Origin of the sequence: Bacillus sp. SG-1 (assembly GCF_000181495.1) — a bacterium.
Taxonomy (GTDB): domain Bacteria; phylum Bacillota; class Bacilli; order Bacillales; family Bacillaceae_B; genus Rossellomorea.
In genome coordinates this window covers 1-12,616 of the sequence record NZ_ABCF01000011.1, presented here as the reverse complement: position 1 = coordinate 12,616, position 12,616 = coordinate 1, and the positions used below count along the sequence as shown (strand labels likewise).

General features: G+C 39.2%; 15 protein-coding genes and 3 pseudogenes. 12 read left to right on the top strand and 6 right to left on the bottom strand.

Features of this window, described 5'->3' with window-relative positions:
- Positions 1-38: 38 nt before the first annotated feature.
- From BSG1_RS21545 to BSG1_RS08240, 5 genes are all read left to right on the top strand, one after another.
- Positions 39-173 carry a hypothetical protein gene (locus BSG1_RS21545; protein ID WP_269479312.1) on the top strand — a complete coding sequence of 45 codons (135 nt, stop codon included), beginning with the start codon at positions 39-41 and terminating at the stop codon, positions 171-173.
- 362 nt (positions 174-535) lie between these two features.
- Positions 536-1,777, top strand: coding sequence for an ABC transporter substrate-binding protein (locus tag BSG1_RS08255; protein ID WP_044022607.1), 1,242 nt, complete (start codon positions 536-538; stop codon positions 1,775-1,777).
- Positions 1,778-1,853: 76 nt separating this feature from the next.
- Positions 1,854-2,735, top strand: coding sequence for a carbohydrate ABC transporter permease (locus tag BSG1_RS08250; protein ID WP_006836530.1), 882 nt, complete (start codon positions 1,854-1,856; stop codon positions 2,733-2,735).
- 134 nt (positions 2,736-2,869) lie between these two features.
- The gene (locus BSG1_RS08245) at positions 2,870-3,679 is read left to right on the top strand and encodes a carbohydrate ABC transporter permease (protein ID WP_006836529.1); all 810 of its coding nucleotides are present in this window, start codon (positions 2,870-2,872) and stop codon (positions 3,677-3,679) included.
- Between the two features lie 325 nt (positions 3,680-4,004).
- Positions 4,005-4,472 carry an SRPBCC family protein gene (locus BSG1_RS08240; RefSeq protein ID WP_006836528.1) on the top strand — a complete coding sequence of 156 codons (468 nt, stop codon included), beginning with the start codon at positions 4,005-4,007 and terminating at the stop codon, positions 4,470-4,472.
- 712 nt (positions 4,473-5,184) lie between these two features.
- On the opposite strand, the gene BSG1_RS08235 is transcribed toward BSG1_RS08240, so the two are convergent.
- The gene (locus BSG1_RS08235) at positions 5,185-6,351 is read right to left on the bottom strand and encodes an MFS transporter (protein ID WP_006836527.1); all 1,167 of its coding nucleotides are present in this window, start codon (positions 6,349-6,351) and stop codon (positions 5,185-5,187) included.
- Between the two features lie 488 nt (positions 6,352-6,839).
- Between BSG1_RS08235 and BSG1_RS20820 the strand changes: the two genes are divergently transcribed.
- The 5 genes and pseudogenes from BSG1_RS20820 to BSG1_RS21740 all read left to right on the top strand — a co-directional run bounded on the left by BSG1_RS20820 (position 6,840) and on the right by BSG1_RS21740 (position 7,991).
- Positions 6,840-7,043, top strand: a complete 204-nt coding sequence (locus BSG1_RS20820; RefSeq protein ID WP_198008215.1) for a helix-turn-helix domain-containing protein — start codon at positions 6,840-6,842, stop codon at positions 7,041-7,043.
- Positions 6,977-7,135, top strand: a pseudogene (locus tag BSG1_RS21745) (helix-turn-helix domain-containing protein); the annotation flags it as partial. The gene BSG1_RS20820 and the pseudogene BSG1_RS21745, both read left to right, overlap by 67 nt.
- Positions 7,136-7,198: 63 nt before the next feature.
- Positions 7,199-7,402 (top strand): hypothetical protein, encoded by a 204-nt coding sequence (locus tag BSG1_RS21335; protein ID WP_232214215.1) that lies wholly within the window; start codon positions 7,199-7,201, stop codon positions 7,400-7,402.
- Positions 7,399-7,797, top strand: a complete 399-nt coding sequence (locus BSG1_RS08225) for an IS3 family transposase (protein WP_006836523.1) — start codon at positions 7,399-7,401, stop codon at positions 7,795-7,797. Before BSG1_RS21335 ends, BSG1_RS08225 begins: the two co-directional genes overlap by 4 nt.
- Positions 7,770-7,991 (top strand): IS3 family transposase, encoded by a 222-nt coding sequence (locus BSG1_RS21740; protein ID WP_006836522.1) that lies wholly within the window; start codon positions 7,770-7,772, stop codon positions 7,989-7,991. The genes BSG1_RS08225 and BSG1_RS21740 overlap by 28 nt, the downstream gene beginning before the upstream one ends.
- Here the strand turns inward: BSG1_RS21740 and BSG1_RS21735 are convergent.
- Positions 7,989-8,121 (bottom strand): annotated as a pseudogene (locus tag BSG1_RS21735) (IS3 family transposase); the annotation flags it as partial. The gene BSG1_RS21740 and the pseudogene BSG1_RS21735 sit on opposite strands and share 3 nt — an antisense overlap.
- On the opposite strand from BSG1_RS21735, the gene BSG1_RS21730 reads away from it, so the two are divergent.
- Positions 8,091-8,210, top strand: a complete 120-nt coding sequence (locus BSG1_RS21730) for an IS3 family transposase (RefSeq protein WP_198008214.1) — start codon at positions 8,091-8,093, stop codon at positions 8,208-8,210. The pseudogene BSG1_RS21735 and the gene BSG1_RS21730 sit on opposite strands and share 31 nt — an antisense overlap.
- A 591-nt stretch (positions 8,211-8,801) precedes the next feature.
- On the opposite strand, the gene BSG1_RS08220 is transcribed toward BSG1_RS21730, so the two are convergent.
- The 4 genes from BSG1_RS08220 to BSG1_RS08205 form a co-directional block, all read right to left on the bottom strand.
- Positions 8,802-9,071 carry a hypothetical protein gene (locus tag BSG1_RS08220; RefSeq protein ID WP_006836519.1) on the bottom strand — a complete coding sequence of 90 codons (270 nt, stop codon included), beginning with the start codon at positions 9,069-9,071 and terminating at the stop codon, positions 8,802-8,804.
- Positions 9,049-9,816: a hypothetical protein gene (locus tag BSG1_RS08215; RefSeq protein ID WP_044022606.1), complete on the bottom strand. Its 768-nt coding sequence runs from the start codon at positions 9,814-9,816 to the stop codon at positions 9,049-9,051. Before BSG1_RS08215 ends, BSG1_RS08220 begins: the two co-directional genes overlap by 23 nt.
- A gap of 168 nt (positions 9,817-9,984) precedes the next feature.
- Entirely contained in the window at positions 9,985-11,010 is a 1,026-nt protein-coding gene (locus BSG1_RS08210) for a C40 family peptidase (protein WP_006836517.1), read from the bottom strand.
- A gap of 148 nt (positions 11,011-11,158) precedes the next feature.
- A complete protein-coding gene (locus BSG1_RS08205) occupies positions 11,159-11,893 on the bottom strand; it encodes a hypothetical protein (RefSeq protein WP_044022605.1) in 735 nt (244 codons plus the stop codon).
- A 218-nt stretch (positions 11,894-12,111) separates the two neighbouring features.
- On the opposite strand from BSG1_RS08205, the pseudogene BSG1_RS08200 reads away from it, so the two are divergent.
- A pseudogene (locus tag BSG1_RS08200) lies at positions 12,112-12,616 on the top strand (hypothetical protein); the annotation flags it as partial.

The following is a 12,616-nucleotide window of genomic DNA, read 5'->3' as shown; positions in this document are numbered from 1 at the left end:
ATTTAGAAACTAGATTTTTAATAGGAGGGTGAAAGACTGTGTCAATGTTATTTATGAAAGCACGCGAGATGTTTGAACAGGATGCCAAACGAGTAGAGAAGAATGGCGAAGAATTATCGGCCAACCGCGTATATCGCAGCAAACCTTCACCCATGGGCTTTAAAAAGAAATAACCAATGACCACATGACTACAACCAGCCCGAAAATGGACTGGTTCTTTTTTTAGGTGAAAAATGTCATATTAACAAATATTTTGAAAAATTAGGTTTTAAAAGGATTGAAGCCGGGTAATGAGGTAATTAAGCGATTGGCCGACAAGTAATAGGAAGACTCGGCCACTCTCTTACATAGAAAATGCGAAATCTTGTCGGATAAAATGTATGAAAGGGGGATGAAGCCTCACTTTATCGACTGAACGCTCAGTCACTTTTTACACAAGCAGAATTCTTATAGTCTATAACGTTACAAAAACGTTTCTTTAATTCACTATTATATTACCCACATAAAAAAACCATAAACAAAAGGGGTTGTCGAAATGAAAAGGAAGCTATCACTACTTGTTATGTTCATTCTTATGATATCCAGCGCCCTGGCAGGATGTTCTTCTTCGGAGAGCGGTGCTGCCAGCGGGAAAAAGGAAATCAGTTTTATTCACTGGCGTGGAGAGGATTCTGAAGCTTTTAAAGAGCTGATCAGCCGTTTTGAAGAAGAAAACCCGGACATCAAAGTCGAAATGACGGTCTATCCTTCTGAAAAATATCAATCTACTGCCCAAACTCTTCTTCGTGATGGGTCTACGGGTGATGTTTTCACTGCTTTTCCTGGCTCTCAATTCGAAATCATTAAGAAAGCGGGACTTTTTGAAGATTTGACAGGAGAGGACCTTATCGGAAACTTTAATGAAAATCTGCTGGCTGCCGGTCAATCGGATGGGAAACAGCTGGCGCTTCCACTGCAGTTGGTCTATAACCAGCCGGTGTATAACAAAACGTTGTTTGACGAGCTCGGTCTCGAGCCTGCTGAAGATTGGGAAGGATTCCTTGAGCTTTGCGAAACATTGAAGGAAAACGGCTATACGCCAATTGCGTTTCCAGGAGCGGATATTGGACCAGGACAGATGATGAACTCAATGATGATGAACAATGCGCCTGAAGGAGTCTTCGGTGAATTAATGAATGGGGAAACTGAATTGACGGAAGACTGGTGGGTCAAAACACTGACTCAATTCCAAGAGCTTATGGATAAAGGCTATATTGGTGAAGATGCCCTTGGTATGAAACATGAAGGCGCGATTGCGCAGGTGGCCCAGGAAGAAGCGGCCATGCTGGCATCAGGTTCATACGCCATGGCCAATGTGAAAGAATTGAATCCTGATATCGAGCTTGGACTACTGGCACCAATCACAGTATCTGCCGACGAAGCCCAATATGAAGGAATCCATACAACAACATTCATGCTTGCCGTGAACAGCATGTCTCAAAATAAAGAAGAAGCGAAGAAATTCATAGACTTCCTGTCTCAGCCGGAAAACGCAGAGTTTTACGCGAATGAAACCGGCCAGTTCCTAACAATCCCAGGAGTGAACTATGAATCGGAATCATTGAAAGCAGCTGCTGATTGGATGGATAAAAACACCCGTTTTCAGCCTCGTTACCTGATTCCTGACGCCGACGTAGAGAAAGCGGTCATCGCTTCCATCCAAAACGTACTTAGCGGAGAAGATCCGGAAGCAGCGGCACAGCAGGCACAAGAAATCGTCAATCAAAAAATACAATAATGTTAAAGGGAGAGAGGGACATAGCTCTCTCTCTTCCTATTACTATATGTTTCCGGAGTTTTAAGGAGGGGGTTCCATGGATCTAAAGAAGAATAAGGCCCTGTATCTGTTTGTTTTGCCGGGGCTGATACTTTACTCAGTCTTTTTTATTTACCCGACACTAAGTGCGCTGTTCTACTCTTTCACGGATTGGGACGGGTTAACACCAGACTACAATTTTGTCGGAGTCGATAACTACATAAATATTTTCACGAACGATTCGATTTTCGTTAAGGCATTCGGGAATAACTTGAAGTTCATGCTGTTCGTCGTTATTTTCCAAACAGCTTTTTCATTATTATTTGCTCTCTACCTTGTTAAAAACACCAAGACAAACATCTTTTTAAGGGCGCTTTACTTCTTCCCGACCATCTTATCATCTGTATCAGTGGCATTCATCTGGTCATTTGTTTATGACCCGAATTTAGGGATTTTAAATACCCTGCTTGAAAGAGTAAACTTGGAGGTTCTGACACATAACTGGCTGGGGGATCAGGATATTGCGATCTTCTCGATTGCCGTTGTGCAGGTCTGGATGCATACCGGGCAAATGCTGATCATCTTTGTTGCCGGACTGCAGAATATTCCGAACGATCTATATGAAGTTGCAAAAATTGAGGGAGCTTCCAGGTGGCAGCGATTCCGCTTTGTGACATGGCCGCTTGTGGCACCAGCAGCAACCATCGTCATCGCCTATACTACTATTCAGTCCTTCAAGGCGTTTGACCTAATCTTTGCGATGACACGCGGGGGTCCAAACTATTCAACCGAAATTCTTGCGACACTGATCTACTCGACGGCGTTCCGCAGCTTTAAGTTCGGCTATGCCTCAGCAGAATCTGTCATTTTCATGATTGTCATTGCCATCATCACAATCATTCAATTTAAAGTGCTTCGTTCCGATAAAGCGGCGAGCTAGTTTAATAAATAAGTAGTCGATTTCCGCTTCAGGTGTACGACTCCGCTGGCCGCTGGAGCTGAATTGGCCTCCTCGGCTGCGCCTGCTGGCTGGCTTTAGAAATTGAAATAAAAAAATAAAGGAGGGGGAAGCTCTTGAAGCTGACGAAAGGCGTTCTTACCATTATCTATGCCTTGCTCATCATTATTCCAGTTGTCGCCATCTTTTTTGCGACATTCAAATCAAATGCGGAAATGTACCAGGATGTCCTGGGACTGCCGGGAAGCTTTGATTTTGTTAACTACATAACAATGTTTGCCGAGGAATCCATGAGCACCTACTTCTGGAACAGTGTAATCGTTACATTGTTTGCTGTAAGCATGACTTTATTCTTCTCAAGCTTGATTGCGTTTGCCGTCACGCGCATGTCAGGGTGGCCGGGAAGAATCTTGTTCGGTCTCTTCACATTAGGGATGATGGTTCCTGCTCAGGTAAACATGATCCCGCTTTATCAATTGGTGTTTGATCTTGGATTGACAAACAGCCTGACGGGATTGATTTTGGTCAATACCGCGGTAACGACACCGGTGGCAGTATTCATTTTAACAGGATTCATGAAATCACTTCCGAGTTCGCTGTTTGAGGCCAGCCGGATCGACGGTGCCTCCAACTGGCAAATGTACGCGAAGGTAGCCATTCCATTGTCATTACCATCCATATCCGCCACAGCGATCTTCCTATTCGTGATGGTGTGGAATGACCTGCTTTATCCATTACTCTTCATCACAGATACAGATTACAAAACACTGCCGCTTGCCCTGCTTGAATTCCAGGGTGAGTACATGACCAACTATCCGATGCTGTTCACTGGAGTAATCATTGCATCTGCTCCGATGGTCATCGCGTATGTCTTTCTGCAACGTTACTTCGTTGCCGGTATGACAGCCGGGTCGGTGAAAGGGTAAAAGCCTGGGGAATTCCTCAGGTTTTTTCTATTGGGTTGGGGGCGGCTCCACCTAAGTTGTAAATAGAAGGGCCATTTTTGTTAATAGATTGCTGAAAGTTATTGATAGAACGCTTGAGCTTGATGAAGGAATAGGAAAGTTGTTGATAGAACGCCCGAACTTGTTAATAGGATAGGAAAGGGTGTTAAGAGAACGCTCAAACTTGTTAAAATGAATAAGCAGTTGTCGATAGAATGCTCGATAATGTTAAAATGTTTCATTATAATCAGGGTTAAGGGATAAGTATAAAATAGCGTAGAAGGCTTTTTTTAAAGGGGAGTAACCAATGCCGATTATCGAGCATCAATTATTTATTAAAGCACCTATTGAAATATGTTTTGACCTTGCAAGGAATGTGGACATTCATACTCAAACTACCTCGCAAACTAAAGAAAAAGCGGTGGGCGGAGTGACGAAAGGTTTATTGGAAGAAGGCGATATGGTCACGTGGGAAGCCGTTCACTTTGGAATCAAACAGAGGCTCACAGCCAAAGTGACTTTTATGGAAAGACCAAATAAATTCGTAGATATAATGGTCAAAGGAGCTTTCTATTCTTTTGAACACACCCACCAATTCATCGAAGAAGCAGGCGGCACACATATGATCGACCGCTTTCAGTACAAGTCTCCTTTTGGCCCACTGGGGATCCTGGCAGATAAGCTTTTTTTAGAAAACTATATGAGGAACTTCATTGCTTCCCGGGCAAATGAATTGAAAAAGATAGCAGAGACAGGGGCAGGTTCACCTGGTTAATGAGGATTGGATTTCTTAAAGTAGTTGATAGAAAGGGGCTACTCGTTGATAGAATGACAAACTCGTCGATAGAGTGAACGAACTCATTGATAGAAAGCCCAAACTCGACGATAGAATCCTGAAACTCGTCGATAGAAAACCCACATTTAAAGAATTAGTCCATAAAGGATAAGTAGTTCACTTTAGAGGTACCAAACATAAAAAATCCATCTTTAGCATACGAATCCGCTCCATTATTCGTCGTTCTAATAGGGATCAAAATGACTTATCAAGTTCACTATGATTCTTTCTTCAAAACAAGCCCTTCATTGGTTCAGTTAGTGATTCTTTATTCCTTGCCGTCAACCATAGAAGCAAGGACCGAAATAAGTACCAGCGCCATGAGCTTATATAATAAGAGAAGAAATTTCCCTTATTAAAGAAATTTCGAGGAAAATAGGTCAAATAGGGGAAAAATCTTCCGCTATTAACTCAAAAAACATGAAAATTGGGTTGCAGAGCATGTTTAACGGAAAATCCTTCTCTTATTTACCTCTCCTCAGCTAAATTCTGCAGTTTAACGGAAAATGTTCGCTTATTTTAAGTACCCTCTTCCCTGAAAGGGCCAACTCGTTGACAGAAAGCCCAAACTCGACGATAGAATCCTAAAACTTGTCGACAGAAAACCCATCAATAAAAAAAACCAGCCCATTAAAGGACTGGTTTCTGTATTTTAATGAAGAACCTTCTGAACAACCGGCTTCCTCTCGTACTTCGCATACATAAATCCACCAAGCGCAACAGCCGGAATCACGACAATCGCCATTCCAAGGAAGGCATATCCCGGCGCATAATCATATAAGAACCCGCCGACAAAGGTCAAGACTGCGGTGCTTAATCCCGAGCCTAAAGCCGTATATACACCTTGGGCAGCAGGAAGGTCTTTGCTTTCCAGCTCTTCATAGATCAGCCTCATGAACGCATAATGAGTAAGTCCAAAGGTGAAGGCATGCAGCAGCTGTGTGGCAATGAACACAGTGACACTCGGGAACATGAACAGCAATGTCCATCTTAGGATGGCTGCTGATCCCGCCGTCATGAACATGATGGAGATGGAGCGTCCTTTCAGGAATTTATCCGATAAGGCAAAGAACAGAATCTCCGCAATGATGGCAATGTTGAGCATGACCCCAATGTAAATATTACTCACATTCAGCTCTTTTAGATAGAGCACACCATAGTTGTAATACGCGGCATGCGTCCCTAATGTGAAAATCACAATGCCCATCGCAAGGATAAATTTTTTTGATTTTAACAGGCTGCGATAAGACAGTTTTTCCTGTCCGCGAGGTTCGCTCATGGAGGCAGGGAGTTTTTGCAGAGAAGTCAAAAGGATCATGATGACGCCGGCAAACATCATATAGATGATGGCACCCTCACTGAAAATGGAAGTGAGGAATCCTGCTAAGAGCAATGCGCTTGTGTATCCCAAGGATCCCCACGACCTGCTTTTGCCGTAATCAACATTATCTTTTTTCATCATGACAGCCGCCATGCTTTCAACCAGGGGCATCAGCATCGGGTAGACAAGACTGAAGAGAATCATGCAGGCGAGCATTCCAATGAAAGAACTGATCGGGAAGAACAGAATAAGTGTAATGCTGGAAACCACCGTTAAAATCCGGGCCAGTTTTCCGAGCGGAAATCGTTGGCTGAGTGTCGGGAACAAATAGAAGCTGGAAAACGAGCGGGCAATCATGCCGGCAGCGACAAGAGAAGAAGCGGTAGCAATTGAAAATCCTTTGCTTTCCACGAGCCATGCAGTCCAATACGGAATGAAAATACCCCAGGTAAACATGATGACAAAAAACTGATTGGACAGCCAAGATTGTTTCTTCATATAAAGAAGGGATCCCCCTTATGTATTAGTGGAATTACTGATTATTGTATATTCAAGGAGTCATTATACGCTTGGTCGGAAGTAGATACAAGAGGGGATTTAGCGAGATTAATGGATGATAACGCTTACTCCGCTGGTCCATCAACCACGAAAAAATTAATGCAAATTCTGCAAAGACTTCTCAGTTTTTCTTTTACTGCTGTATACCATTTCTTAAACAAAGAGGCATAGATTATTCCTTTGCAGATATTCCATCTTCAAACACTCCAAGTATGTGGAGATACCCAGTGTATTTGTTTCATTGCTTAAGAAATCCAATAAGCAGATGCTACCAACAAATATCTGTGGATATATGGAGAGTTTGTGAAGCGATAAAGACAATAGTTTAATAATGAATATGAATTACAAAAAACGCAATGTTCATCAAAATTAGAAGGTACCGACCCCCGAAAGTTAGAGTTAAAAATCTAACCTTCGGGGGTGTTTTTATGGCTAAATACAATGAAGAATTTAAAAAGAAGGTTGTTACCGAGTATTTAGAAGGCAACATTGGGTATGGATCTTTGGCAAAAAAATATAATATGGGCAGCCAGACCACTATACGTGACTGGGTGAATGTCTATAAATCTCAGGGGATGGATGGGTTAATACGAAGTATCACGAAAAAGAGTATTCTGTTCAATTTAAATTAGATACGATACAATTTATATTAAACACAGGTGCTTCTTATTTAGATGCTGCGGTTCACTTCAATTTGAACAACCCTTCCTTAATCGTACGATGGATGAAAGAGTTTCATGAACAAGGAGTAGAAGGCCTGAAACCAAAACTAAAGGGGCGACCTTCTATGACTAAAAAAGCCAATAAACAAAAGAAAAAGGAAGAAAAAAAGGTAACACGTGAAGAAGAATTGGAACGCGAGAATGAACTACTTAGGTTAGAAAATGCTTACCTAAAAAAGCTGAGAGCTTTTCGGGAAAACCCGAATGCCTTCCACGAAAAGCACAAGCAAAAGTGGCATTTGATCTCAAAGAAGAAGGACTCCGATTGAAGGATATCTTCATTGCTGTAGGAATTCCTAAAGCAACTTATCACTATCATGTGAAAAATTTTGAGAAAGAAGATCCAGACACAGAACTAAAAGAACTCATAACGAACCTTTTTAAGAAGTTTCATGAACGCTATGGTTATAAACGTATCACGAAGGAATTAAAGAAGTTAGGACATCGTGTTAATCATAAAAAAGTATATCGACTTATGCGAGAACTAGGATTGAAATGTGTAAAATTTATGCGGAAATCTCGTAAATACAATTCCTTTAAGGGTAAAGTTGGGAAGGTTGAGAAAAACCGACTATCCCGCCGTTTCCATACACCTAACTCTCTTCAAAAATTAGTAACCGACGTCACTGAATTTAAATGTCTTGGGAAGAAAAGTTATATTTAAACCCCATTCTTGATCTTTACAATGGAGAGATAATAGCGTTTGCAATTAAGAAACGTCCAACATTAGATCTAGTCACGGAACCTTTAAAAGAGACGATAGGGATAATAAAAAATAATGCTACCTATCGCACTACTATCCATTCTGATCAAGGCTGGCATTACCAACACAACTCATGGGTGAGAACATTAATTTAGTTCTTCATAACCTACCGGTTTTTCCCCATAATACATTTCTTGCTTTAAAATCCCAAAGAAATCTTCCATCGAAGCATTGTCTGCACAGGGTTACTTTGCGTGACATACTTTGAAATATTTTATTTTCCTTTCTGGTATAACAATGAACGGTCAAAAGCAGTATTGGCCGGATTGAGTCCAGTCGAATATCGAACTCAATCTAGCCAATCAGCTGCATAATAAAAACTCTAACTTTTGGGGGTAAGCACCAATAGCAGCTACACCCGCACTCTGCGTTTTATTGCTCCTCGTATAGTAAACTAGGAGAATCAGCATTAAAGGGATATCAAACCAAAACCATAAATATGAGTAATAAATTAAAGAAAGAACAGAGCCGAACACAGCTCCTACCTGATTAGTTTGACTGAGCAGCTGAAAATCCAATAAGGCGTCACAATATCTTTCATAGACTACATCAGCATATAAAATAAAGCTTAATAAAAAATAAATAGTGAAAGAGAGAGCTATTTTTGGGATGGTGGGCTTAGATAAAATGAAGCTGCTGATAATAAACCCCACAGCTAAAGAAGAAACAGTTTTAAGGAGGGGATCTGTTGGCCAGACGTGGAAATTTAGAAATGAGCATTTTTGTCATATTTCTTATAAGTTTGTTTTGGTTTATCAAACAAGCAATCTTTATTAAATATTAGTTTTTGTAAAGGATTTATGAAGATGTTATTACATTTTAACAAAATTACTATGTTGATAGAAATGAAAAATAATGTTAAAACGTTTTTGTAAAAAAATACAGCCCACAGTAAGGGCTGCCTTTTATAGTTCCTCAATATCCAAGATAAAGAATCTTACATGATTACTGCTTAAATCAACTGGATATAACATTACCGTAAATTCATGGAATTCAAAGGTGATAATTTGAGTTTCTGATGGGGCAAGAGGGCTTTCCAAGGTGTAATACTCTTCTACCTTTTCACTATCTTCAGAAAAGAAATAAAAGCTCATCGTTTCTTGATAGTTATCAGGAGAGTACATTAAGAATTCTGTTATATAGCCATTCAAGTCAGGCTGATAATTTAAATCCATGAGTTCCCCTAGTCAACAAAACTATCCTGTAAAAAACGTGTTCAGGATATCTCGACTCGATCTCTGGAAGAAGACCATTAATGGAAATTAGCAGGTCGAGCATATAATAAACATCATACTCATCAAAAGACAATTCAATGTAGCCTTCATCCATTAAATCGTAAACAGTTACGAAATAGGCAAAGTGATTTCTAATTTCTTCGGCAGGAAGCTTATATTTCTTTAAAATAGCATCTCTCGTTGATTTTCCATAAACCCTGTAGAGCAAGACTGCTTGTTTCCTGATCTCAGAAGAGAGTTTGTGATAATACTCACTCGTTACCGGCAGCATATATATTTCTTCGTTCTTTAAATACCTTAACTCTTTGGTCAATGTTTCAATTTTTTTACCGGCATTCAACGCATCAATATAAGCAACTGCTCTATCAATGTGAAGTTTGACGTTTGAACTCAGTCTATTTAATAATTGTGTTTTCGTTGTACTGCTCTTTAATGCGGTAACAGCAGAGTATGCCTTTGTATAAGAATCCTTCGTTTGGTTAAATAATGGCATATTTGGCACAGACAAGGCTTTGTTGTATTCATAAGAGATTTGTTTTCTCAAAATGTTCGCATTATACTCTGCTGTTTTTACCAAACCTTCTTCATAGCTTACTGAAACGGTTGCCTCTGCTTTATAAGCAGGTACGATCAAGTTCATCACAATTAAAAGGGACATTATCATTTTTAGAAGTTTATTGTTCATTTCCCTCTCCTCTCTTTTGAAATATATAGGATTTTATAGTTTATTAGCCATAGGTACTTTGGTGTGTTTTTGGGGGTTTTTAACAATATTCAGAAGAGAGGGTAATGAAGTCGATCAAAAAAAGGAACAAAAAGCAAATGCTTCTTGTTCCTTTGAGAAAGTTGTTATTTACAAGTCGTATAATCGCTTAAAGCCATCGAACTTGGAATTCCAATAGGCATTATCTAAGCTTGTAATTTCTACCCCGTTATCGCCAGCATGAATAAACTGGTTATCTCCAATATAAATACCTAAATGTGAAATTCCTTTCTTATATGTATTTTCAAAGAAAACTAAATCTCCAGGTTGGGGAGTATGCACATAGTAGGAACGATTATAGTATCCGCCACTGGAATAACGAGAAATGGACCGACCGGCTTTTTTATAGACGTAATAAATAAAACCGCTGCAGTCGAATCCCTCTGGTGTAGAACCTCCCCAGACATAAGGTGTACCTAAATGAGTTTTAGCCTCATTAAGTAAGACTTCGGAGTCTTTTAATGGGTTGCCCGGAGTCGAGGGGGTTACATCGTTTGATGTGATCTCAATCTTTAAATCTTGTCCGACATAAATCGTATCACTATTAAGTTTGTTCAACATCTTCAGATCTGCTATCGATATATTAAACTTAAAGCTAATATGAGACAAAGTGTCCCCGCGCTGAACCTTATATGTAGTAACTTCTTGGGAAGGAACTGCCGGTGTACTGGTTTGTGGTCGGGGTGTTTCTGTAGATTGGCCGGCGTTACTGCTCTTCACTATTAATGTTTGTCCAGGATAAATCAGATGAGACGAAACATTATTCCAATTCATTAACTGTTCAAGAGTAATAGAATGAATAACAGCTATTTTGCTCAGCGTATCACCTGGCTTTACTGTATATGTATTTTGAATAACTGTAGAGGAAGGTTCGTTTTTGGATGGTGAGGAATGAATTTGATTATCACTCGATAATTTAAGGACCTGATTAGGAAAAATTACTTCTTTGCTTAGATTATTCCATTTTTTTAAATCTTCTATACTGGTATTATGCTTTTTGGAAATTGCCCATAAAGTGTCTCCCTTTTCCACCTTATAGGTACTAGCTGAAGCATTTGCAATACAGGAGGCGGAAAACACTGCAGTCGTGGTCAAAGTAATAATCTTCTTTTTCACAAGTACTTCCCCTTTTCGTCAAAATAGTATAAAAAGCAAATAAATATTTGAAATTATTTATAATAATACCATAATTTTTATTGTGAGGTTAGTATATTTCGACTTTATTATTATTAAAAAAAAAGAAAGGCTTTGGATGAGCCTTTCTTTATTTCAATTGATCTACAGCTTTTGATAATATTTTCTTTTTTAATACTTTCTTTTCTTCTTCATACTGATCTTTGAATTCCACAGCATGCTTTTTACTGTGTCCATGTTTTTTTAAATCCTTCTGTAGAGAAGAGTATAGTAGGTTAAAAGCCTTATCCGTATTGCTTTCTAAATCACCTGATGCAGTAGTATATTTTTTGTAGAAATATGTAAAAGTAATCTTTTCCCCGGAATCCTTTTTTTCTTTAAACTCATTAAAGGCAACTTCTAAAAGGTCTGTCAATCTTGACTTAACTTGCTCCTCTAATTGTTTAAATGCAGGACGGTATTGACTCTTTATTTCTTCGACGGAGAGAGTTTTATTGTCAATTGACTTGGACACAGTCTTAGATTGAGAACGACTTTCCTCTTTATCAATGTCTTTATTTGATGATTTTTGCTGGGTTTTATTGTCTCCGGTTCGGCTTTCTTCATTTGAGGACATTGGAGAGCTTTTATCTTCAGGCTGGTTTTCTGAATGGGTTTCCGGTATGGTACCTGTTTGTTCTGTATCCACTTGCATCTTGCTTTCTGATATGGTTGGAACTTGTACTGTGAAGTCTTCGTTAGTCAATTTATCTACTTCTTCATCTGCAATTGTCTTAGTATCCACTTGATTAACTTTTAAATAGAAGAAACTAACACCCATACAAATTAATAATAAGGGTAATAATAGAAGCCACTTTTTCTTCATTGAGTCACACTCCTGATGTAGTATTCATTATACATAATAACCATTAATGGAATATTTTTTCTACAAAAAATTAAGAGTGGTATATATTGGTTAGTAGTTAAGTCGGAGAATTTCATAGATTAAAGGAAATCTTTGTATTATAATTTACTGGTAATGCTTTCTCGTATATACATAATTTAGTGGTTTGCATTAATTCTATCTTAGGGAGAAAATAAATAATGAAAAAGAAAAAAGCAATTGGAGTGTTAACGACAGCAGCTATTGCTGCTAGTACATTTGTATCAATGAACCCAGTTCAAGCAGCAAGTGTAAGTGAGACTAAGCAGTTAATGGAAAAGGCTGAAAACTATGCAGGCGCATTAAAATGGGCTGTATCGGTTGAAGGATCAGCAGATGGAAAAACACGTCCTTGGAAATTGTATAATCAAACTAAAGATGCCTACGCTGCTGCTCAAAAGGCAGTTAAAGGCTTAAGCGGCTCTGAAAAAGTGACGCTTGAAACACGCCTTCAAAATAATGTTTATCTATACATTAACCGGTCCATGAACTATATTGATGCCATTACAGCCGGTGAAAAAATTCAAGCAGCAATGGTGACTTTAAAAACCCGCATCGACTCCGGAATAGTTGATGATAAGACAGAGGAGCTATACCATAAGTTATCATATGAAATCCGTAAGCAAGGAGTCTTATTGGACCGCGTTTACGGATATCAACAAGACA

Coding starts and splice junctions, on each gene's coding strand:
- BSG1_RS08255 (WP_044022607.1), top strand. CDS start 536: ATGAAAAGGAAGCTATCACTACTTGTTATGTTCATTCTTATGATATCC.
- BSG1_RS08250 (WP_006836530.1), top strand. CDS start 1,854: ATGGATCTAAAGAAGAATAAGGCCCTGTATCTGTTTGTTTTGCCGGGG.
- BSG1_RS08240 (WP_006836528.1), top strand. CDS start 4,005: ATGCCGATTATCGAGCATCAATTATTTATTAAAGCACCTATTGAAATA.
- BSG1_RS08235 (WP_006836527.1), bottom strand. CDS start 6,351: ATGAAGAAACAATCTTGGCTGTCCAATCAGTTTTTTGTCATCATGTTT.
- BSG1_RS20820 (WP_198008215.1), top strand. CDS start 6,840: ATGGCTAAATACAATGAAGAATTTAAAAAGAAGGTTGTTACCGAGTAT.
- BSG1_RS21335 (WP_232214215.1), top strand. CDS start 7,199: ATGACTAAAAAAGCCAATAAACAAAAGAAAAAGGAAGAAAAAAAGGTA.
- BSG1_RS21740 (WP_006836522.1), top strand. CDS start 7,770: ATGTCTTGGGAAGAAAAGTTATATTTAAACCCCATTCTTGATCTTTAC.
- BSG1_RS08220 (WP_006836519.1), bottom strand. CDS start 9,071: ATGGATTTAAATTATCAGCCTGACTTGAATGGCTATATAACAGAATTC.
- BSG1_RS08215 (WP_044022606.1), bottom strand. CDS start 9,816: ATGAACAATAAACTTCTAAAAATGATAATGTCCCTTTTAATTGTGATG.
- BSG1_RS08205 (WP_044022605.1), bottom strand. CDS start 11,893: ATGAAGAAAAAGTGGCTTCTATTATTACCCTTATTATTAATTTGTATG.